Source organism: Pseudomonas sp. RC3H12 (assembly GCF_018596375.1).
GTDB lineage: Bacteria > Pseudomonadota > Gammaproteobacteria > Pseudomonadales > Pseudomonadaceae > Aquipseudomonas.
The window spans coordinates 3307380-3328520 of record NZ_CP075595.1; the positions used below are offsets into that span (position 1 = coordinate 3307380).

14 protein-coding genes are annotated in these 21141 nt (G+C 61.5%); 8 read left to right on the forward strand and 6 right to left on the reverse strand.

Annotation, left to right across the window (positions count from 1 at the left end; genetic code table 11):
* Positions 1-22: 22 nt before the first annotated feature.
* The 4 genes from KHO27_RS15085 to acs form a co-directional block, all read right to left on the reverse strand.
* Positions 23-721, reverse strand: a complete 699-nt coding sequence (locus KHO27_RS15085) for an ABC transporter permease (protein ID WP_110702356.1) — start codon at positions 719-721, stop codon at positions 23-25.
* Positions 718-1407, reverse strand: a complete 690-nt coding sequence (locus KHO27_RS15090; protein ID WP_023630944.1) for an ABC transporter permease — start codon at positions 1405-1407, stop codon at positions 718-720. Before KHO27_RS15090 ends, KHO27_RS15085 begins: the two co-directional genes overlap by 4 nt.
* A gap of 90 nt (positions 1408-1497) precedes the next feature.
* On the reverse strand, positions 1498-2283 hold the full coding sequence (gene aotJ / locus KHO27_RS15095) for an L-arginine-binding protein AotJ (RefSeq protein WP_050706738.1): 786 nt from the start codon (positions 2281-2283) through the stop codon (positions 1498-1500).
* 522 nt (positions 2284-2805) lie between these two features.
* Entirely contained in the window at positions 2806-4767 is a 1962-nt protein-coding gene (acs, locus tag KHO27_RS15100) for an acetate--CoA ligase (RefSeq protein ID WP_038706576.1), read from the reverse strand.
* Between the two features lie 407 nt (positions 4768-5174).
* Between acs and KHO27_RS15105 the strand changes: the two genes are divergently transcribed.
* A complete protein-coding gene (locus tag KHO27_RS15105; RefSeq protein ID WP_023630669.1) occupies positions 5175-5429 on the forward strand; it encodes a DUF2790 domain-containing protein in 255 nt (84 codons plus the stop codon).
* 100 nt (positions 5430-5529) lie between these two features.
* On the opposite strand, the gene KHO27_RS15110 is transcribed toward KHO27_RS15105, so the two are convergent.
* A complete protein-coding gene (locus KHO27_RS15110; RefSeq protein WP_110702354.1) occupies positions 5530-7089 on the reverse strand; it encodes a sigma-54-dependent transcriptional regulator in 1560 nt (519 codons plus the stop codon).
* Between the two features lie 257 nt (positions 7090-7346).
* Between KHO27_RS15110 and phhA the strand changes: the two genes are divergently transcribed.
* From phhA to KHO27_RS15135, 6 genes are all read left to right on the forward strand, one after another.
* Complete coding sequence (gene phhA, locus KHO27_RS15115) at positions 7347-8135, forward strand: phenylalanine 4-monooxygenase (protein ID WP_110702352.1); 789 nt, start codon at positions 7347-7349, stop codon at positions 8133-8135.
* A 38-nt stretch (positions 8136-8173) separates the two neighbouring features.
* Entirely contained in the window at positions 8174-8530 is a 357-nt protein-coding gene (locus KHO27_RS15120) for a 4a-hydroxytetrahydrobiopterin dehydratase (protein WP_023628481.1), read from the forward strand.
* Positions 8530-9723, forward strand: coding sequence for an amino acid aminotransferase (locus KHO27_RS15125; protein WP_110702350.1), 1194 nt, complete (start codon positions 8530-8532; stop codon positions 9721-9723). The genes KHO27_RS15120 and KHO27_RS15125 overlap by 1 nt, the downstream gene beginning before the upstream one ends.
* A gap of 232 nt (positions 9724-9955) precedes the next feature.
* A complete protein-coding gene (locus KHO27_RS26350) occupies positions 9956-10084 on the forward strand; it encodes a hypothetical protein (RefSeq protein WP_256591399.1) in 129 nt (42 codons plus the stop codon).
* Between the two features lie 378 nt (positions 10085-10462).
* Positions 10463-15673 (forward strand): deaminase domain-containing protein, encoded by a 5211-nt coding sequence (locus tag KHO27_RS15130; RefSeq protein ID WP_214500423.1) that lies wholly within the window; start codon positions 10463-10465, stop codon positions 15671-15673.
* A gap of 144 nt (positions 15674-15817) precedes the next feature.
* Positions 15818-17008, forward strand: a complete 1191-nt coding sequence (locus KHO27_RS15135; RefSeq protein ID WP_110702346.1) for an MFS transporter — start codon at positions 15818-15820, stop codon at positions 17006-17008.
* 55 nt (positions 17009-17063) lie between these two features.
* Here KHO27_RS15135 and ydiJ read toward each other — a convergent pair whose 3' ends face one another.
* Positions 17064-20081, reverse strand: coding sequence for a D-2-hydroxyglutarate dehydrogenase YdiJ (gene ydiJ, locus KHO27_RS15140; protein ID WP_214500424.1), 3018 nt, complete (start codon positions 20079-20081; stop codon positions 17064-17066).
* A 151-nt stretch (positions 20082-20232) separates the two neighbouring features.
* On the opposite strand from ydiJ, the gene KHO27_RS15145 reads away from it, so the two are divergent.
* Positions 20233-21114 (forward strand): LysR substrate-binding domain-containing protein, encoded by an 882-nt coding sequence (locus KHO27_RS15145; protein WP_102683102.1) that lies wholly within the window; start codon positions 20233-20235, stop codon positions 21112-21114.
* Positions 21115-21141 lie beyond the last annotated feature (27 nt).

Here is a 21141-nt window from a genome sequence, read left to right on the forward strand (position 1 = left end):
ACTGTCGGATCTCACAGAGCGGTCAGTGCTTGCGCGGCGCCAGGTAACCGAGCCAGCGGCGTTCGGCCATCTTGAACAGGCGCACGAGGATGAAGGTCAGGCACAGGTAGAACACGCCCGCCGTGATGTAGGCCTCGAAAGGCAGGTAGTACTGGGCGTTGACCGTGCGCGCGGCACCGGTGATGTCGATCAGGGTGACGATCGACGCCAGGCTGGTGGTCTGCAGCATCATGATCACTTCGTTACTGTACTGCGGCAGCGCCCGGCGTAGCGCCGACGGCAGCAGGATGCGGCGGTACATCTTCATGCGCGACATGCCGATGGCCTTGGCCGCCTCGATCTCGCCATGGGGCGTGGCCTTGAGGCTGCCGGCAATGATCTCGGCGGTGTAGGCGCTGGTGTTCACGGCGAAGGCCAGGCAGGCGCAGAACGTCGCGCTGGACAGCCAAGGCCAGAAGATGCTCTCGCGCACCGCCTCGAACTGGGCCAGGCCGTAGTAGATCAGGAACAGCTGCACCAGCATCGGCGTGCCGCGGATCACGTAGGTGTACAGCCAGGCGCTCATGTTCACCAGCGGCTGTTTCGAGACGCGCATCAGGCCCAGCGGGATGGCCGCCAGCAAGCCGAACAGCAGCGACAGCGACAGCAACTTGAGGGTGGTCAGCAGACCGCCCAGGTACAGCGGCATGGCTTCCCAGATGACGTTGTAGTCGAAGATCATAGTTCAGCCGCCTTGACGCCCACCGAGTAGCGCTTCTCGAGATACTTCAGCGCCAGCAGCGAGACACTGGTCAGTACCAGGTACAACGCCGCCACCGCGAGGAAGAAGGTGAAGGGTTCGCGGGTGGCGTCCGCCGCCTGCTTGGCCTTGAACATCATGTCTTGCAGGCCGACCACCGAAATCAGCGCGGTCGCCTTGGTCAGCACCAGCCAGTTGTTGGTGAAGCCCGGAATCGCCAGGCGGATCATCTGCGGCACCATGATGCGGAAGAACACCTGGACACCGCTCATGCCGTAGGCGGCGCCCGCCTCTGCCTGGCCCTTGGGGATACCGAGGAAGGCACCGCGGAAGGTTTCCGACAGGTACGCGCCAAAGATGAAGCCCAGCGTGCCGATGCCGGCGACCAGGGGATTGAGGTCAATATAGTCGTCATAGCCGAGCAGCGGCGCCACCCGGTTGAGGATGTCCTGGCCGCCATAGAAGATCAGCAGGATCAGGACCAGGTCAGGGATGCCACGGATCACCGTGGAGTACAGGTCCCCCAGCCAGGCCAACCAGCGCACCGGCGACAAACGCAGCGCCACGCCGATCAGGCCGAGGACGATGGCCAGGGCCATCGACGACAAGGCGAGCTGCAGCGTCAGCCACGCCCCGTCGAGGATGACTGCCCCATAGCCTTTCAACATGATTCGGATTCCTCAGGGCTTGGGAATGAAAAATGGTGCAAACCTCAGAGATTCTGCTGTTTGCACCATTGCACAGGTGAAACTCGATGGTTACTTCGAGTCTGGACCGTAGATGTCGAAGTTGAAGTACTTCTTCTCGATCTCTTTGTACTTGCCGTTGGCGCGGATCGCGTCGATGGCGGCGTTGATGCGCTCGGCGTTGGCGGTGTCGCCCTTGCGCACGGCGATACCGACGCCATCACCGAAGTACTTGGTGTCAGTGAAGGCCGGACCGACGAAGGCAAAGCCCTTGCCGGCATCGGTCTTCAGGAAGCCGTCCTCGAGCAGGGTGGCGTCGGCCACGGTGCCGTCCAGGCGGCCGGCGGCGACGTCCAGGTAGATTTCGTTCTGGGTGCCGTAGGGCACCACGGTGGCGCCTTGCGGAGCCAGGACTTCCTTGGCGAAACGGTCGTGGATCGAACCGCGCTGCACGCCGATCTTCTTGCCCTTGAGCTCAGCCAGGCTGTCGCTGACGGCGGTGCCTTCCTTCATCACCAGGCGCGCCGGGGTCAGGTAGTAGCGCTTGGTGAAGTCGACCGACTTCTTGCGGTCGTCGGTGATCGACATGGACGACAGGATGGCGTCGATCTTGCGCACTTTCAGTGCCGGGATCAGGCCGTCGAACTCCTGCTCGACCCAGGTGCACTTGGCTTTCATTTGTTCGCACAGGGCGTTGCCGATGTCGTAGTCGAAGCCGGCGAGGCTGCCATCGGGCTGCTTGAAGGCGAAGGGAGGGTAGGCGGCCTCGATACCGATCTTCAACGGCTTCTCATCGGCCTGCGATACCAGGGAAAACACGGAAAGCGCCAGGGCGCCAAGCAGTGCGAGCTTCTTCATCAGGTAACTCCATCGGTACGGGGCAATACAAGGCAGTTGTAACGGCTGCCCGATATGCGAATGGGTACAACGCGAGCCGCGCAGGTTTCGACCAAGGTCGCAGACCACGAGCGAGTGAGTGGCATTCTAGCGACAGCCCGGTGGTCGATATTTCTTCAAAGCGACAACTAATTACAGAAGCGCCAGGAACCGCGGCGGGCGATATTGACAGCTCCTGCGAGATATGCAAGAGCAAAAGAGAAATAACCTATACCCAAAGCAATAAGCGGGCCCATTATTGGCAAAGCCTTGTATTCCGGCAAGCGCAGCGTGCGACCCTGCACGAAATGCCCGCAGAATGCACTCATTTGGCACGCAGATGTTTCCACAAGCCCCGCATTTGGGCGAAATCGGTGACAGCGACGGTTACCGATGAATGTCGGAGTAACAGTTTGCATCAGTAAAGCAAAAACCCCGCCGGGTGCCGGCGGGGCTTTGTCATGGTTTCAGGATCACCGGGGCTGCAAGGCAGCCCCGCGACGCTCAGGCCGAAGCCAGGCTCATCGCCTTATGGGTGTCGATCAGGTGCTGCACCACCCCTGGATCGGCCAGGGTGGAGATATCGCCCAGCGCGTCGTACTCGCCAGTGGCGATCTTGCGCAGGATGCGGCGCATGATCTTGCCCGAGCGGGTCTTCGGCAGCCCAGGCGCCCACTGGATCACGTCCGGCGAAGCGATCGGGCCGATCTCCTTGCGCACCCAGTTCTTCAGCTCGAGGCGCAACTGCTCGTTCGACTCCTCGCCGGCGTTCAGGGTGACGTAGACATAGATGCCCTGCCCCTTGATATCGTGCGGCACGCCCACCACCGCCGCCTCGGCGACCTTCGGATGCGCCACCATCGCGCTCTCGATCTCGGCGGTGCCCATGCGGTGCCCGGAAACGTTGAGCACGTCATCCACGCGACCGGTGATCCAGTAGTAGCCATCCTCGTCGCGACGGGCGCCGTCACCGGTGAAGTACATGCCGCGGAAGGTCTTGAAGTAGGTGTCGACGAAACGGTCGTGGTCGCCGTACAGCGAACGCGACTGGCCCGGCCAGGAATCGAGGATCACCAGGTTGCCCTCGGCGGCGCCGTCGATCAGGTTGCCCAGATTGTCCACCAGCGCCGGTACCACGCCGAAGAACGGACGGGTTGCCGAACCCGGTTTGAGCCCCGTGGCGCCCGGCAACGGACTGATGAGAATGCCGCCGGTCTCGGTCTGCCACCAGGTGTCGACGATCGGGCAACGCTCCTTGCCGACAGTCTTGTAGTACCAATTCCAGGCTTCAGGGTTGATCGGCTCGCCCACCGAACCCAGCAGGCGCAGGCTGGAGCCATCGGCGCCGGCGACCGCCGCCTCGCCCTCGGCCATCATGGCGCGGATGGCGGTCGGCGCGGTGTAGAGGATGTTGACCTTGTGCTTGTCGACGATCTTCGACACGCGGGTGATGTCCGGGTAGTTCGGCACGCCTTCGAACAGCAACGTGGTCGCACCATTGGCCAGCGGGCCATAGACGATGTAGCTGTGGCCGGTGACCCAACCCACGTCGGCGGTGCACCAGTACACTTCGCCCGGACGGTAGTCGAACACGCGCTCGTGGGTCAGCGCGGCATACACCAGGTAGCCGCCGGTGGTGTGCAGCACACCCTTGGGCTTGCCGGTGGAGCCGGAGGTATAGAGGATGAACAACGCCTCTTCGGCACCCATTTCTTTCGGCGCACAGTGGCTGGAGGCGACCTTCATCAGGTCTTCGTACCAGATGTCGCGGTGCTGGTGCCAGGCGATGTCGCCACCGGTGCGCTTGCACACGATGATCTTTTGCACGCTGCTGGTTTCAGGGTTGGTCAAGGCCAGGTCGACGTTGGCCTTGAGCGGGGTACGGCGGCCACCACGCAGGCCTTCGTCGGCGGTGATCACCACCTTGGACTTGCAGTCGATGATGCGGCCGGCCAGCGCCTCGGGCGAGAAACCGCCGAACACCACCGAGTGGATCGCACCGATGCGCGCGCAGGCCAGCATGGCGACCACGGCCTCGGGGATCATCGGCATATAAATGGTGACCACGTCACCGCGGTGCACGTCCTGGCCACGCAGGGCGTTGGCGAACTTGCAGACCTGCTCGTGGAGCTCACGGTAGGTGATGTTGCGATGCTCGGAAGGGTCGTCGCCTTCCCAGATGATCGCCAACTGGTCGCCGCGCTCTTCGAGGTGGCGGTCCAGGCAGTTGTAGGAAACGTTGAGAGTGCCGTCGGCAAACCATTTGATATCGACATGGTGGTCGTCGAAGGAGGTCTGCTTGACCTTGGTGAAGGGCTTGATCCAGTCCAGACGCTGGGCCTGCTCACGCCAGAAGCCGTCCGGGTTGATCACCGATTGCTGGTACATGGCCTTGTAGGTGGCCTCGTCGGTCAAGGTACTGGCCGCAACCTCGGGACGAACGGGATACAGTGGAGCCGCACTCATCTGTGTTACCTCGGTGTAATAGTTGTTTTTGTATGGAAGCGTTTGTAACTGTACCAGAGCGACAAAGACCATTCGACGTTGGTAGTAACGCGACGGACCGTCAATCCATGAATGTGCAGCGACCGCTCTAGTGCATGGCATGCAGCCATCGCAGGCGGGAAAAGGCAGCGCTTTGCCAGGGATTGTTACAGATTCTGTCAAAAGACTTTATCAAAACCCGCTCTGTTTCAGCCCTGGCCACCCTCCTAGAATTCACCTCGCCAGCAACGGCAACGCGATTAACTTGGAAACAGCCCCCACGAAGGCAACGTTAATCCGCACCTCATCCTGATAGTTGAAACTTAGTTGCACTCGCGGCGCCACAAGCGCCGCGCGCCCCCTCACGACCTTAGACAGGTAAATTGAAAATGAAAGCTTTACTGGTATTGGTACTTGGCGGTTTTTGCGGCGCGGCACTGGCCGGCGAAGCAAAAGATGTCGAGCAGATTCCGGTTGAACAGTACAGTTATTCGCAGCACCTGGACATCGCCCGCGTCATCTCCATGAGCGAAGTGCCGAACGTCTGCGAAGTGGTGCCTGCGCGCATGACCTATGAGGACTCCCAGGGCCAGAAGCACATTCTCGAATACCGCGTGATGGGCAACGGTTGCTCCAACGGCTGAGGCCATAGGCTTAGCGCGAGGCAAGCTCGCTCCCACCACCTTTGCATTCGTGGGAGCGGGCTTGCCCTGCGATCAATTTCAGCCTCGATAAACTTCCAGATTATTCCACCGACTTGTTCAACGAATAATCCCGCAACTTGTTGGCAATGGTCGTATGGGAAACGCCCAATCTTTTTCCCAGCGCCCGACTACTTGGGAATTCACTCATCAAACTTTCCAATACCGCCCTTTCAAACCGCCCGACAATCTGCGAAAGATCGCCATCCAGGGAAAACTCGCCCAACGGTTGGCGCGCGCCATAATCCGGCAAGCGGATATGTTCGCTCTTCACGACCCCGCCTTCGCACAGCGACACCGCCTGGAACAACACGTTCTCCAACTGGCGCACATTGCCCGGCCAATGATACTGGCCGAGTTTTTCCATTGCAGGCGGCGCCAGGCGCGGCAGCGGGCAGCCGATCTGTCGGCTGGCCTGGTCGAGGAAGTGCTGCACCAGCCCTTCCAGGCCATCCATGCATTCGCGCAGCGGCGGGATGTGCAGCGACAGCACGTTGAGGCGGTGGTAGAGGTCCTGGCGAAACTCGCCGCGTGCGCACAGTTCGGACAGGTCGACCTGGGTCGCGCAGATCACCCGCACATCCAGGTAGACCTCTTCGTCGCTGCCGACCCGGCGGAAACAGCCATCCTGCAGGAAGCGCAGCAACTTGACCTGCAAGCGCGGGCTCATCTCCCCCACCCCATCGAGGAACAAGGTGCCGCCGGCCGTCAGCTCCAGCAGCCCCAGCTTGCCCTCGGCCCGCGCCCCCTCGAACGCTCCCGGCCCATAGCCGAACAGCTCGGTCTCGGCCATCGACTCGGGCAGGCCGGCGCAGTTGAGCGCCATCAGCGGCGCCTGGCCACGTGGGCTGGCCAGGTGACAGGCCCGCGCCAGCAGTTCCTTGCCGGTACCGGTCTCGCCCTCGATCAGCAGCGGTGCATCCAACGGCGCCATGCGCCGAGCCTCGCGTACCACGGCGGCCATTACCCGTGAGCTCTGGAAGATGCTGTCGAACCCACGCAACTCCTGCTTGCGCACGTTGTAGATGCGCTCACCGATACGGTCCGCGCGGTGCAGGGTGATTACCGCGCCGGCCAGGGCTTCACTGTCGTCATGCTCGGACTGCAGCGGTGCGATATCGGCCAGGAACACATCGCCCTTGACCTTGATCCGCAGGCCGTTGATTCGCGATTTGTTGGCCCGTATCAGCTCCGGCAGGTCGAAGTCCTCGACATAGCGCGACAGCGGAATGCCCGGTACTTCGTCCACCCGTACGCCGAGCAGCTGCGCCGCGCCGCGGTTGGCGGCAACGATGCTGCCACCCATGTCGATCGACAGCACCGGGAAGTCCAGCGCCCCCAGCAGCGCATTGAGCTCCATGTGCCGGCGCTCGCTGGGCATCAGGCCGACGCGCTTGACCCCGAACACCCCGGCGATCGACTCGAACTTGGGCCGCAGGGCCTGGAACTGCAGGTTGATCAGGTTCGGGCAGTGCAGGTAGATGGCGTTGCCATGGTCACCTCCCACTTCGCCGCGCAACACGTTGATCCCGTACTCCACCAGCAGGTTGAGGATGTCCCGCAATATGCCGATGCGGTTCTGGCAATGCACTTTGATGCGCATAAAGGTTCTCTAAGCGGCCGAGTTTTTGCTCGCACCACGGAAAAGTCGTAAAGATAAGCTGACAAAAATAGCAGTCCGCCCAGCTCGATGTCCGTGATTTTCCGGGATGACGCTGATTTTGTAAAATTATCGTTACGAACAGAAGATAAACGGATACGCAGGGTCGGCCCTCACCCCGGTGCAAAACGTCGTTTGTAGGGATATTCCTAAGGTATGTCCTGTACATATAACAAGAACGCCCTCACCAGGAGAGCCACATGAAACAGACGCAATACGTGGCACGCGAGCCCGATGCGCATGGCTTTATCGACTACCCGCAGCAAGAGCATGCGGTGTGGAACACCCTGATCACCCGTCAGCTGAAAGTGATCGAAGGCCGGGCATGCCAGGAATACCTGGACGGCATCGACCAGCTCAAGCTGCCCCATGACCGCATCCCGCAGCTGGGCGAAGTCAACAAGGTGCTTGGCGCCACCACCGGCTGGCAGGTCGCCCGCGTCCCCGCGCTGATCCCCTTCCAGACCTTCTTCGAACTGCTGGCCAGCAAACGCTTCCCGGTCGCCACCTTCATCCGCACCCCGGAAGAGCTGGACTACCTGCAGGAGCCCGACATCTTCCACGAGATCTTCGGCCACTGCCCACTGCTGACCAACCCGTTCTTCGCCGAATTCACCCACACCTATGGCAAGCTCGGCCTGGCGGCGACCAAGGAACAGCGCGTCTACCTGGCACGCCTGTACTGGATGACCATCGAATTCGGCCTGATGGAGACCGCGCAAGGCCGCAAGATCTACGGCGGCGGCATCCTCTCCTCGCCGAAAGAGACGGTCTATAGTCTGTCCAGCGAACCGGAGCACCAGGCCTTCGACCCGATCGAAGCCATGCGCACGCCCTATCGCATCGATATCCTGCAGCCCCTGTACTTCGTCCTGCCGAACATGAAGCGTCTGTTCGACCTGGCCCACGAAGACATCATGGCCATGGTCCACCAGGCCATGCAGCTGGGCCTGCACGCACCGAAGTTTCCACCCAAGGCCGCTGCCTGAGCGCCCTTGTCGATAACAACTCAAACCGGAAATCACCCATGAATGCCTTGAACCAAGCCCACTGCGAAGCCTGCCGCGCCGATGCGCCGAAAGTCACCGACGAGGAACTGGCGGAGCTGATCCGACTGATTCCGGACTGGAACATCGAAACCCGCGACGGCCACATGGAGCTCGAGCGCGTATTCCTGTTCAAGAACTTCAAGCACGCCCTGGCCTTCACCAACGCCATCGGCGAAATCGCCGAAGCCGAAGGCCACCACCCTGGCCTGCTGACCGAGTGGGGCAAGGTCACCGTGACCTGGTGGAGCCACTCGATCAAAGGCCTGCACCGCAACGACTTCATCATGTGCGCGCGCACCGACGAGGTCGCCAAAACTGCTGAAGGGCGCAAGTGATGCACTTCTCGGCCATCGGTCGGATCCCTGGCGACCCGATCCTGGGGCTGATGGAGGCCTACGCCCGCGACGGCAACCCGGCCAAGTTCGACCTGGGGGTCGGCGTATTCAAGGACGCCCAAGGGCTCACGCCGATTCCGGCTGCGGTCAAGCAGGCCGAGCAGCGCCTGGTCGAGCGGCAGGCCACCAAGAGCTATGTCGGCGGCCATGGTGATGCAGCGTTCACGCGCCTGGTCAGCGAGCTGGTGCTGGGCAGCGATTCCACGCTGCTCAAAAGCCAGCGCGCCGGCGCCACCCAGACCCCTGGCGGCACAGGTGCCCTGCGCCTGGCGGCGGAGTTTATCGCCCACTGCCTGCCGGGCCGCGGTATCTGGCTGAGCGACCCGACCTGGCCGATCCACGAGACGATCTTCGCCGGGGCCGGGCTCAAGGTGTCGCACTACCCCTACGTGGGCGCGGACAACCGCCTGAACGTCGACGCCATGCTCGCCGCACTTGAGCGGGCACCGCAAGGCGACGTGGTGTTGCTGCACGCCTGCTGCCACAACCCCACCGGCTTCGACCTGGGCCAGGACGACTGGCGCGCGGTGCTCGACATCGTCAAGCGGCGCAACCTGCTGCCATTGATCGACTTTGCCTACCAGGGCTTCGGTGACGGTCTGGAGGAGGACGCCTGGGCAGTGCGCCTGTTCGCCGCCGAACTGCCGGAACTGCTGATCACCAGCTCCTGCTCGAAAAACTTTGGTCTGTACCGTGAGCGCACCGGCGCCCTGCTGGTGTGCAGCCACGACGCCGAGAAACTGCAGGATGTGCGCAGCCAACTGGCGTTCATTGCGCGCAACCTGTGGTCGACGCCGCCAGACCATGGCGCGGCGGTGGTCGCCGAGATCCTCGGGGACCCGGCACTCAAGGCGTTGTGGATCGAAGAAGTGAACGCCATGCGCCAGCGCATCGCCGAGCTTCGCGTCGGCCTGGTGAAAGCGCTGGAGCCCCATGGCCTGGCCGAGCGCTTCGCGCACATCGCCGCGCAACGCGGGATGTTCTCCTACACCGGCCTGAACCCCGAGCAAGTGCGCCTGCTGCGTGAGCGGCACAGCGTGTACATGGTCGGTACCGGCCGGGCGAACATCGCCGGTGCAGATGCCAAGCGCCTGGAGCAGCTGGCAGCGGCCATCGCCGACGTCTGTCGCTGAAACCTGGCCGCAGGGGCGCGGGAGCGGCTTGCTCCGCGATAGCACTATCGCGGGACAAACCGCTCCCGCGCCCCTCCTGCTTCCCCCTGTCCGATAGCCGCCCGCTAAAACCGACCAGCGTCCGGGAAAAATCCCAAACTGTCATCCAGACTGCTGTATCCTGCCCCAGCTTTTCGAAGCCTCACATGCGCCAAGCGCTGCCTTTTCACTCACACTTGCGAGGAACGACGAGATGCATGAAATCCCGAATCTTCCCTTCCCAAGCCTGAACCCCGAAGAGCAATCCGTTGCCGCCCACGCCGAACCGACGCCCGTCGTCGAGCAGGACAGTGACGATCAATCCAGCGCCGACCAGGAATAGCCGCGCATCCCCCTCCGACTGTGTGAAAACGGCTGACCTGCGGGCTATCCCCGTCATCACGTTTTCACACCGTCCAGATTCCCCTCAGAATGCGATAACCCTGTACCACCCTGTCCTTGGTTGAATCCACAGACTGTTGCCCTCCCTACAGGAGGCCACATGTCAATTGACTCCCAACCCACTCTCCACCCCCTCTGTGACGCATCTCCCACCGCTCAGCGTATTGGCGCCACACCCAGCCACTCAATATCCCAGAACCGGATACCGACCACCGGCAATGAACCAGCGCCAGGCCCCGACGCCACGCAGATCACCCCATCGCAACTGCTGGAAAGAATCCGAACACATGTAACAAGCTGGCACTCGACTGATGAAGACATGGATAACGACATCCAGGCATCTACTCCTGTCCTGGTCGCCGACAACTTGGACATTCCCCTGAGCGCGCCACGTGAGGCGCACGATCCTATCAGGGCAGTTCACCTCACTCTCAGATTCCTGCTGGACAACAACACGCAGTTCCCTGAAGACCCACGCTTCTTCTTTACCAATCTTATGGATCTGTACGGCAACACGAAGACCTACGCATTGGTTGCCGCAGTATTGAGCGTTGCACCAGAAACCCTGACACCCCGCCACATCCACCATTTTTTTGCCCGCCTCGCATGGCTTAATGAAGCCTCGATTAAAACGGATACCGCGAGAAAGCAGCTGGATAACTTGTTGTTTGGTGAAAACATGCCGAGTACAGAGGCTGCCCGGCTAGGCAAGGAGGCATTTTTCGAACTGGGCGAACTGCTGGCCGGCGTGCCCAGTTCATTGCAGATGTGGATGCTGCAGTTCAAGCGGGGTCAGCGCCGAGACCTTGCCAGCGATTGGCTTGCGCAATGCCCTGCTGAAAACCTGTTGCAGGGCCTTACGGCATACCAATTGAGCCCGGCCCTGTCAGCCTTGGCATCCCTGGTCACGACGCTTGAGGAATTACTGCCCACCACAGCAGAGTACGAAGATAAAGCACTGATACTTTCCCGAAACATGCACCTCACCCAGCCCATGATGAAGCTTCGTATCAAGGCGCTTGCTGCTGCCTCACAGATACCGACCTGGGTGGATGAAGATCGTTCTCACGATAACAGCCCACCGGTTGAATGGAGCAAGGCCCATACTCAGGATCTGGGGGTCCGACTTCTCAGGAAAGTGGCACTTCATGCAGTACACGAAAATACTGAAGCCTGGGTGAAGCTCACCCTTGAAAATGCTCAACGCGCCCGGGGTATGCAGGCGTTTTCCTTTGCAAACAAACTGAAGCAGGTGCACCCATCACTCAGTCGCACAGGCTGCCTTCGATTAGCCTCCTTGCTGTTGCCCCTTACACCAACAACGCTTGCCCCCTCCCCGCTCGAACCTTTGCCTGACAGTCGAGCCCTGATGAGTACGCCACTCGCCTTCAACGACTGGTCTGACGACTGCTCCATCGACGAATTGTTCACGAACGCAGGCTTTGAACTGCTCTGCGAGCGCAAGCAAGGCAAGCGACATTTGCTGATGCCTGCCCCGCAAGCCTGGCAACTGATGATGCGGTCACTGCAGTTTGCAGACGTTTTCCGCCCCCTACTCGGCCTTGCAGGTTGGTATGGTGCCTCTGTTGGAGAGTCCGCATCCCCGCGTGCGACACAAGCACTGGCAAGCCGAGCAATCATCGATCACTTTTTGGGGCCACGGACGCAGTCGAATCGCTCGATGGCCGAAGAATTCCAGGGCCACTGGGTATCCGAGTACAACCACCTGCAATTGCGTAAAAAAATCAGCAACGCTATCACTGAGCGCAATCCTGGCATTTCCCCGGCCGCACTGGAGCTGCTCGAATACCTGCTGCTTCGCGAAATCGCTCCCGAACTGCTGGTTACCGGCACACCCGACTGGCTCTACTATGGCCGTTCTCTGCAAAGCGTTGCGCTGATTCACGGTGCCAGGCTGCTTGAAGCGATGATGCCCGGCGCCAGTTGCAGAGCCTCATTTGACAAAGTTGTCACATTGGCCAGCGACTTGAGTGCCTCTGATGATGAACAGGTACAGCGCCACTGGAGCAACGCCCTGGCCCTACCGGCATTACGCTATGCGAAGGCCCATGGCGCGCTTGCAGACTTGACGGTTGAGGACATCGGGCAAGCAACGGCACATCAGATTCAGCGTGCGCTGGAGTTCACCGCTGACGCACAAAAGTCCTTTGCTGACGATGCAAGCCAGCTCGCCATGACGCCACCGGACCGCAAAACGCTGGCCGAAGAACAATTAAGCCAGGCCGGTGTTGACAGGCAATATTGGGACAAACCGATCGAAACCGATGGAACATGGCACTACCTGAGTGCCCGGGGCTTGGTCAAAGCGACCGTTTACACCTGGCACCACACCATCACCACTCCCGGTTTCGTGGACGATGTCGGCGCACCAAGCCCGCGGCCAATCATCGAAAACCTGACCCAGTTAGTCATGTCCGGCGATCTCTATCGGGCGGGGAAAAGCACAGTTCCAACGCTGTATGAGCAGGCCTTCGCATCGTTCAAGGCCGACTGGCAGCAAGCTCATGCACGCCTGATCAAGCGCCTGTTCATGGAACTGCCGCAAGCCTTGCGCACACAGCTTTATACCTCCACCTGTGAAGTGAGCCGGGTAGCGTTCAACACACCGTCGGACAGCGAGGAGCAAACAGGAATCCAAGGCCTGTTCATCCGTTGCCAGCCTGGCGACCACCGAGAAGATTTCGATAGTCACGACGCCAGTAAAGAGTATTTCTTCGAGCTCACCCCCAGTGCCGGTGCACTTCGCCCTTGCAACCAACAATTCAGTTACAGGGTTGAGCCGAACACCGGTTTTAGCGGCAATATTGTCGAGACGATGGACAAGCACTGGGGGAACCACGACCGCGAACTCCAGGCCCGCGCGACCCCGTTGCACCCCCTGGACAGTGACGCCTATCTCAACGGAACTCCCTCGCGCCTGGCGAATCAGCTCCAGACGCCACGCAAGGGCAAACTGATTGCAGCATCGAGACGGGTCTATGCGCAGCAGGCCAGTGAGGCCGACTTTTTCCAGGCACTGGCCACTACTGCGACAGCGCACCTCTACGCATCGACGCTGGCGCAGTTCAAGGCAGATCACACTCACACCACCCCATGGGAAGAGATGATCGCGCTGGAGAAGAAGATCGCTGAATTCCTCGCGCGTGCGATCCTGCCTTTTTATGGCTGCATTTCCGATCTGGCGGAAGGTGATCACTCGGCAGGTGTCATCGCAGGGTGCGTAACGGATTCGATAGGCGTCCTGATACCGGCAGGCAAGTTCATTGCCTCGAGCGCGACAGTCATACGTACAGCCGGTCGCCTCAGCTTGCGAGCCAGTTGCGAAGCAATGAGCAGCGCTATCGTGGAGCTGGTCAGCCACTTGGCCCAGCAAAGCCCGGCTCTCGTATTTAGAGATATGGGCCGACTTGCACGCTGGCTATCCGTAAAGTCCTGGGAAAAGCCTGCGCTACGTTGGCTGCACGACCTGCGAGGAACCCCTCGACTGGTGCACATGACGCAAGAGGGTGCATACAGCATTGCCCTGAACGCCTTGAGTGAGAGGGCGCATCCTTACTCAGCGAACGACCTGATGCAGGTGGGAAATACCGAAAACTGCCTCGTGCAGGATCTAGGCACCCTAGAAAAACCAAGTTACAAACTGCTTGATCCACACGACAACCTGCCCTACGGACCTAGGCTTATCGTCGAAGGAACGGCACAAGCACCTTCATTGACGCCCTTGAAAAGCCTGGGCTCGATTAGTCCAGGGCATTATCCGACACGTATCGCAGGCGTCATGTCCGAAGACAGCAAGATAAGCCTGGCTATTGCTGAAGCATGTCGTCTGCGGGTTCGTTACAAGGGTGCAGGGCACTACGACATCCAGATTGATGGTCACGACTACCACCTCGATGCCAACCTGCCCGAACCTTGCCTGACGCAACTATCCAATACACCCGTCAGCGACCTGGAGGCCATATCCGTCTCGGAGGTGACCTGTCGTCTCAGGCGCGATCTGGAGGAGGCCTCTTGCACGCCATTCACCAAGTTGATCAGCCTTCCCGTCGAACGCACGCTTCCCAATCAGCCCCCACTGACACGCGGGCAGGAAATCAGCCAGGCATTCGAAGCGAGGGAGTTTCATCTTGAGCGCCGAAACATGGCGGCCACGGACCTGAGTTCGGCCACCTCGCTGGATCTGCTGGTTCACGAAGGAAAGTTTTGCAAATGGGACCATGCGCCCATCAAGGGAACACGGCCTGTCCAGTTCACAAGGGAAAAGAAACTGCTTGCACTGAGCGCGGAGCAATGCAGCAGCCTGGGGCTGCCCAACACACCGACTTACCTACCCCAGATCAACGGCCGCATGTCCAGCGAGCGTAACTTCGGCCTATCACACGCGATCAGTGGCACGCAGGCCAAGGCAATCAACCCCCACGTTCCAGTCGTAGAGCTGGAACAAGTATCAGCGCAGATCATGGATAGACGACGCTTACGCGGGCTCAATATGGAGTGGAACGCGCAAAAAAACATCTACGTGGAAGTAGACAACGGTAAATTCTATAAAACTCGTCAAGGCCCGGGAACACTCATATTTACCCCGGTGACCGACGCCAGTGAAATCGATGAGTACTTGCGCCTGTCCAATCAGTACCGATTCGTCGCCGAGCGGCCCGGTAGTTCAACCGATCGAGACAATATTGCCAAGCTGCTGTTCAGCACCCTCGTGGAGAAACGTGAGCCAGGGCTGCAGGCGTGGCTTGCAGCCTCCCGCTCCAACCGAAACTACCGGGCGTATGCGCAATGGTGCATTGACAACAATCAACGCAATGAAATGCTTCACTACGCAGAAAACATCCTCTCGGGGGAGCGCGCTCAACTAGGTCTGATAGACGAAACAAGAAGTCTGATTTCAGACTGGAAGTCCATCGCCCAACGCAATAGCGCCGAAAAAAAAAGCACCGTCGAAACGCTGAATGAGCTGCTGCCGATTCAAGGGAGGGAGCACCTTTGGGTACCATTGACGGTCAACAACATTGCTCAACGTGATGTTGCTGAAATGATTGCCAGACAGATGAACAACAGCAACCTGGCGTTTGCTTCGATTGTCACCAACGATGGAGAAAAATTCGTCTATTACGCATTAGCTGGCGGCAAGCGAGCGGAAGGATTACATCTCAAACCCTATGCGCCCGGCGCAAACAGCCACAGCGTAGGCGATACCACCTACATCGATGCCGGCGCGTTGATGCATAACCGCACACCTGATCCAGACATCGTCAGCCTTCCAGTTGTGCGACATTCAGGTAGCGTATCGGTTAGGCCGTATGACCGCTACCTGGATTCGGAACGCCTGATTGCAACCATCCTCAAAGAAAATCACTCATCGAACAGTATCTACTCAATCCATATGTTTACTCGAATGGATACCTGTAGATCCTGCGGGGCGGTGGTGCTCCCTCAACTGAGGCTCAACTACGCAAGCGCCGACTTCTGGGTGACCTACTTGGACACCTATCCAACCTGACCCAGTTCAGACTCTGGTGGTAACTGTGGCTCGGTCTTGACGACCGCGGCCGCCTCATCACCTTCCCGATCCAAGCTTCATATCCAGCCTGGGTCGAGATGGCTATCATGGTGAAGCCTCAGCTTCACCATGATTGGAACCCACATGCCCGAGACTCACCTCTCCTCACCAAGGATCACCGCCCAGGTGATCGCCATCGTCCTGTTCACCTTCATCGGCTACCTGAACATCGGCATCCCCCTGGCCGTGCTGCCTGGCTACGTGCACAACGAACTGGGTTTCAGCGCCGTGGTCGCGGGCCTGGTGATCAGCGTGCAGTACCTGGCCACCCTGCTTAGCCGCCCCACCGCCAGCCGCATCATCGACAACCTCGGCAGCAAGAAGGCGGTCATGTACGGCCTGTTCGGCTGTGGCCTGAGCGGCGTGTTCATGCTGGCCTGCAGCTTCCTCACCCACCTGCCCTGGCTCAGCCTGACCTGCCTGTTCATCGGCCGCCTGGTGCTGGGCAGCGCCGAGAGCCTGGTGGGCTCAGGCTCGATCGGCTGGGGGATCGGCCGGGTCGGTTCGGAAAATACCGCCAAGGTGATCTCCTGGAACGGCATCGCCAGCTATGGCGCATTGGCCATCGGCGCACCGCTTGGGGTACTGATGGTCAAGCACCTGGGGCTGTGGAGCATGGGCGCGAGCATCATCCTGCTCGGCATCCTTGGCCTACTGCTGGCCTGGCCCAAGCGCGCCGCGCCGGTGGTGGCAGGGGTGCGGCTGCCATTCCTGCGCGTGCTGGGCAAGGTTTTCCCGCATGGCTCGGGGCTGGCCTTGGGCTCGATCGGTTTCGGCACCATCGCCACCTTCATCACCTTGTACTACGCCAGCCGCGGCTGGCCCGACGCCGCGCTGACCCTGAGCCTGTTCGGTGCCAGCTTCATCTGTGCGCGGCTGTTGTTCGGCAACCTGATCAACCGCATCGGCGGCTTTCGCGTGGCTATCGCCTGCCTGTCGGTAGAAACCCTGGGATTGCTGATGCTCTGGCTGGCGCCGACGCCCGGACTGGCCCTCGCGGGTGCAGCGTTGAGCGGCTTCGGGTTCTCGCTGGTATTTCCGGCGCTGGGGGTGGAGGCGGTCAACCAGGTATCGGCGGCCAACCGTGGCGCGGCGGTGGGGGCCTACTCACTGTTCATCGACCTGTCGCTGGGCATCACCGGACCCTTGGTGGGCGCCGTGGCGGCAGGCTTCGGCTTTGCCTCGATTTTCCTGTTCGCGGCCGCGGCAGCGGGATGCGGGCTGGTGTTGAGCTTGTACCTGTATCGCCAGGCACGTCGATTGCGCGAGGCCTGAAAGCCTCGCGGGGCAAGCCCGCTCCCACGCGCTTGCCCCGCGAGGGTCCGACGGGTCAGCGCTGGGCGTACTGCAGCACCACTTCCAGCGGGTGGCGCAGCTGCTTCTCGGTCATGCGCTTGACCTGGCTACGGCACGAATAGCCGGTCGCCAGTGCCTCCCCCGCCTTGTCCAGCTTGGTTGCCCAGGATTGCTCGAAGATGGTCTTCGAGGCTTCCTGGTTACGCGCCTCGTGCCCATAGGTACCGGACATGCCGCAGCAGCCGGTGGCCTCGGTGACCAGCTTCAATCCCAGGCGGGCGAAAACCTGCTCCCACTGCTTGGTACTGGCCGGCACATTGGTCTTCTCGGTGCAGTGGGCCATCAGGCGGAAGCTGTCAGCCTTGAACGGCGCCTGCTCGGGCAGCACGTTCATCAGCCACTCCTGGGGCAGCAGTACCGACGGGCACTCCACGCCATCGACCTTCTGGTACTCCTGGCGATAGACCAGAGTCATCGCTGGGTCCAACCCCACCAGCGGCACGCCGCAGTCGGCCAAGGCCTTGAGCTGGGTGGCGTTGCGGACCGCCGCCTTGGCGAAGGCACCGAGGAAACCCTGCACGTGCAGCGGCTTGCCGTTGGCGCTATAGGGTGCGAGGAACACCTTGTGCCCCAGGCGATGGGCCAGCTCGATGAACGAGGCCAGCAATGGCGTCTCGAAATAGCGGGTAAAGGCGTCCTGCACCAGCACGATACTGCGCTCGCGCTGGGCCGGGGTCAGCTCACGCAGCGCGGGCACGCTGGCGACCTGAACCCGGCAACGGGTCAGAGTAGCCTGGAAGTTGAAACGACTGATCAGCGGGCTATCGACCATGCCGACCTTGTCCGCCAGCAGCCTGCTCACCCAATTCGAGCCCATCACCGCGTTGTACAGGCCCGGCGCATGAGCCAGGTACGGGATGGTGAACTCCAGCGAGCCGATCAGGTAGTCGCGCAGCGGACGCTGGTAGCGGCCGTGGTACAGCTCGAGGAAGCGTGAGCGGAAGTCCGGCACGTTGACCTTGATCGGGCACTGCCCCGCGCAGGACTTGCACGCCAGGCAGCCGGCCATGGCGTCGTACACCTCGTGGGAGAAGTCTTCCTGGCCCTGGCGGCGCGCACGGCTGTTGCGCAGCCGCGCCGGCAGCCCTTTGAGCCAGGAGGCCTTGCGCTGGGCGGCGGCGAGCACATCGATGTTCGCCTCGCCCTGCAGGCGCAGCCACTCGCGGATCAGCGAGGCACGGCCCTTGGGCGAGTGCTGGCGTTCGCGGGTGGCTTTCCACGACGGGCACATGGCGTCGTTGGGGTCATAGTTGTAGCAGGCGCCGTTGCCGTTGCAGTGCACTGCGCTGCCGAAGCTCTGCCACACGCGCTCATCGATGCTGCGGTCGAGGTCGCCGCGAAGGGTCACGCCATCCACCGGGGTCAGGCCTTCGGCGCTGTCCGGGGGGGTGCAGATCTTGCCGGGGTTGAGCTGGTTATGCGGGTCGAACGCGCCCTTGAGTCGCTGCAGGGCCGGGTACAGCTCGCCGAAGTACTCCGGCACATACTCTGAGCGCAGGCCCTTGCCGTGCTCGCCCCACAGCAGGCCGCCATAGCGCTTGGTCAGCGCCGCCACGGCATCGGAGATCGGCTTGACCAACGCGGCCTGGGCCGGGTCTTTCATGTCCAGCGCCGGGCGCACGTGCAGCACACCGGCATCGACATGGCCGAACATGCCGTAGGCCAGGCCGTAGCCATCGAGCAATGCACGGAAGTCGGCAATGTAATCGGCCAGTTGCTCCGGCGGAACCGCGGTGTCCTCGACGAACGGCTGCGGACGCACTTCACCCTCGACGTTGCCCAGCAGCCCCACCGAGCGCTTGCGCATCACATAGACGCGGCTCACCGCTTCGGCGCCTTCGGCCAGGGTGTGGCCCAGGCGCTCGACACCCTTGTCGGCCTGCAGGTGCGCGACGAAGGCCTGGACCTGGGCATTGACCTCGTCCGGCTCGTCACCGCAGAACTCCACCAGGTTGATGCCCAGGGTGGGGCGCTCGGGGTCGGCCGGGAAGTATTCGGCGACGCTGTGCCAGACGATGTCCTTCATCGCCAGCATCAGCACCTTGGAGTCGACGGTCTCGATCGACAGTGGCTTGTGCGCCATCAGCGCATTGGCGTCGCGCAGGGCGTCCATGAAACTGGTGTAGCGCACGTTGACCAGCACCGCGTACTTGGGGATCGGCAACACATTGAGCTTGGCCTCGACCACATAGCCCAGCGAGCCCTCGGCCCCGCACAGCACGCTGTTGAGGTTGAAGCGGCCCTGATCGTCGCGCAGGTGCGCCAGGTCGTAGCCGGTCAGGCAGCGATTGAGCTTGGGGAAGGTGCTCTCGATCAGTTCGCCCTGGGTTTGCTGGATCTCGCGGGCCATGCGGTACACCTCGCCGACCCGGCCGGGCGCGGCGCAGGCCTGTTCCAGCGTAGCGTCGTCGATCGGCAGGCTGTGCAGGCGCTCACCGCCGAGCAGCACGCTGTGCAATTCGAGCACGTGGTCGCGGGTCTTGCCGTAGGTGCAGCTGCCCTGGCCACTGGCGTCGGTGTTGATCATGCCGCCGACGGTGGCGCGGTTGGAGGTGGACAGCTCTGGCGCGAAGAACAGCCCGTGGGGCTTGAGCGCGGCATTGAGCTGGTCCTTGACCACGCCCGCCTGCACCCGCACCCAGCGCTGCTCGACGTTGATTTCGAGAATGGTGTTCATATGCCGCGACAGGTCGACGACGATGCCGTCGGTCAGCGACTGGCCGTTGGTGCCGGTACCACCGCCACGCGGGGTCAGCTTGATGTCACGAAAACGCGGCTCGGCCATCAGCGTGGCGACCCGCGCCACGTCGTCGGCGTCCAGCGGGAACACCGCCGCCTGGGGCAGGCGCTGGTAGATCGAGTTGTCGGTGGCCAGCACGGTGCGGGTGCCGTAGTCGGCGCTGATCTGGCCACGGAAGCCGCTGCTTCTCAGGGCTTCTAGGAATTCGGGGTATTGGGCGGCGGGCGCGCGGGGCGGCAGCTGGGCGATCATCGAAGGATGCCTCTTTGATATCGGCTAATTCACGGAAATCTTGTCGCTCCGGCATGAATGGATCATGGGAGGATTTCGAATGCGTCAATGTTCCTGTAGTTTCGCGCCAGGGGCAAACGGATATTCCTGCCGCTATCGATGAGCTTTATGAATGAATTACCGCCACCTCACCCCTTCGATGTCGCTCCTGCTGGCCTTCGAGGCCGCCGCGCGGCATGAAAGCTATACCCGCGCCGCCGCCGAACTGTCGCTGACCCAGAGCGCGGTGAGCCGCCAGGTGCAGGCACTGGAGCAACAACTGGGGCTGACACTGTTCCGTCGCGAGGGCCGCCAGGTGCAATTGACCGACGTCGGGCGCCTCTACCAGCGCGAACTCAGCGAGGCCCTCGGCCGCATCCGCAGCGCCACCCTGCAGGCACTGGCCTATCAGTCCGGCGTCGGCACCCTGCGCCTGGCGACGCTGCCGACCTTCGGCTCGAAATGGCTGCTGCCGCGCCTGCATGCCTTCTACAGCGCCCACCCCGGCATGCTGGTGCACATTCATTCACGTATCGAAGCCATCAACTTCGACACCAGCGAGATCGACGCGGCCATCGGCGTTGCCAGCCATGACTTGCCCGGGCTGATCTGCCATCGCCTGCATGCCGAGGAACTGGTGGTGATCCTGCCGCCGCAAGCCATGGCGGACGACCAATGGAACCCGCAAAGGATCAGCGAGGAAGTACTGCTCAACGTCGCCAACAACCCCCATGCCTGGGGCGAGTGGTTTTCCCACCATGCCCTGCCCCACCGCGCCATGCGCCTCGGGCCAAGCTTCGAGCTGACCTCGCACCTGATCCAGGCCGTGCGCGCCGGGATCGGCATCGGCCTGGTGCCGCGCATACTGGTGGCGGACGAACTGGCCAGTGGCGAGCTGTTCAGCCCGGGTGAGCCCTTCGCCAGCCAGCGCAGCTACTACCTGATCTATCCGCCCAGGAACGAGGCACTGCCATCGCTGCGAGCGTTTCGTGGCTGGTTGCTCGAACAGATCTGAGGCCGGCACAGGCAACAAAAAACCCGA

Bases quoted from the DNA above. Each gene is read 5' to 3' on its own strand.
- acs (WP_038706576.1), bottom strand. From the start codon at position 4,767: ATGAGTGCGGCTCCACTGTATCCCGTTCGTCCCGAGGTTGCGGCCAGT.
- KHO27_RS26350 (WP_256591399.1), top strand. From the start codon at position 9,956: ATGCATGAAATCCCGAATCTTCCCTTCCCAAGCCTGAACCCCGAAGAG.
- KHO27_RS15135 (WP_110702346.1), top strand. From the start codon at position 15,818: ATGCCCGAGACTCACCTCTCCTCACCAAGGATCACCGCCCAGGTGATC.
- KHO27_RS15120 (WP_023628481.1), top strand. From the start codon at position 8,174: ATGAATGCCTTGAACCAAGCCCACTGCGAAGCCTGCCGCGCCGATGCG.
- KHO27_RS15130 (WP_214500423.1), top strand. From the start codon at position 10,463: ATGGATAACGACATCCAGGCATCTACTCCTGTCCTGGTCGCCGACAAC.
- KHO27_RS15110 (WP_110702354.1), bottom strand. From the start codon at position 7,089: ATGCGCATCAAAGTGCATTGCCAGAACCGCATCGGCATATTGCGGGAC.
- KHO27_RS15105 (WP_023630669.1), top strand. From the start codon at position 5,175: ATGAAAGCTTTACTGGTATTGGTACTTGGCGGTTTTTGCGGCGCGGCA.
- KHO27_RS15090 (WP_023630944.1), bottom strand. From the start codon at position 1,407: ATGTTGAAAGGCTATGGGGCAGTCATCCTCGACGGGGCGTGGCTGACG.
- ydiJ (WP_214500424.1), bottom strand. From the start codon at position 20,081: ATGATCGCCCAGCTGCCGCCCCGCGCGCCCGCCGCCCAATACCCCGAA.
- phhA (WP_110702352.1), top strand. From the start codon at position 7,347: ATGAAACAGACGCAATACGTGGCACGCGAGCCCGATGCGCATGGCTTT.
- KHO27_RS15085 (WP_110702356.1), bottom strand. From the start codon at position 721: ATGATCTTCGACTACAACGTCATCTGGGAAGCCATGCCGCTGTACCTG.
- aotJ (WP_050706738.1), bottom strand. From the start codon at position 2,283: ATGAAGAAGCTCGCACTGCTTGGCGCCCTGGCGCTTTCCGTGTTTTCC.
- KHO27_RS15145 (WP_102683102.1), top strand. From the start codon at position 20,233: ATGAATTACCGCCACCTCACCCCTTCGATGTCGCTCCTGCTGGCCTTC.
- KHO27_RS15125 (WP_110702350.1), top strand. From the start codon at position 8,530: ATGCACTTCTCGGCCATCGGTCGGATCCCTGGCGACCCGATCCTGGGG.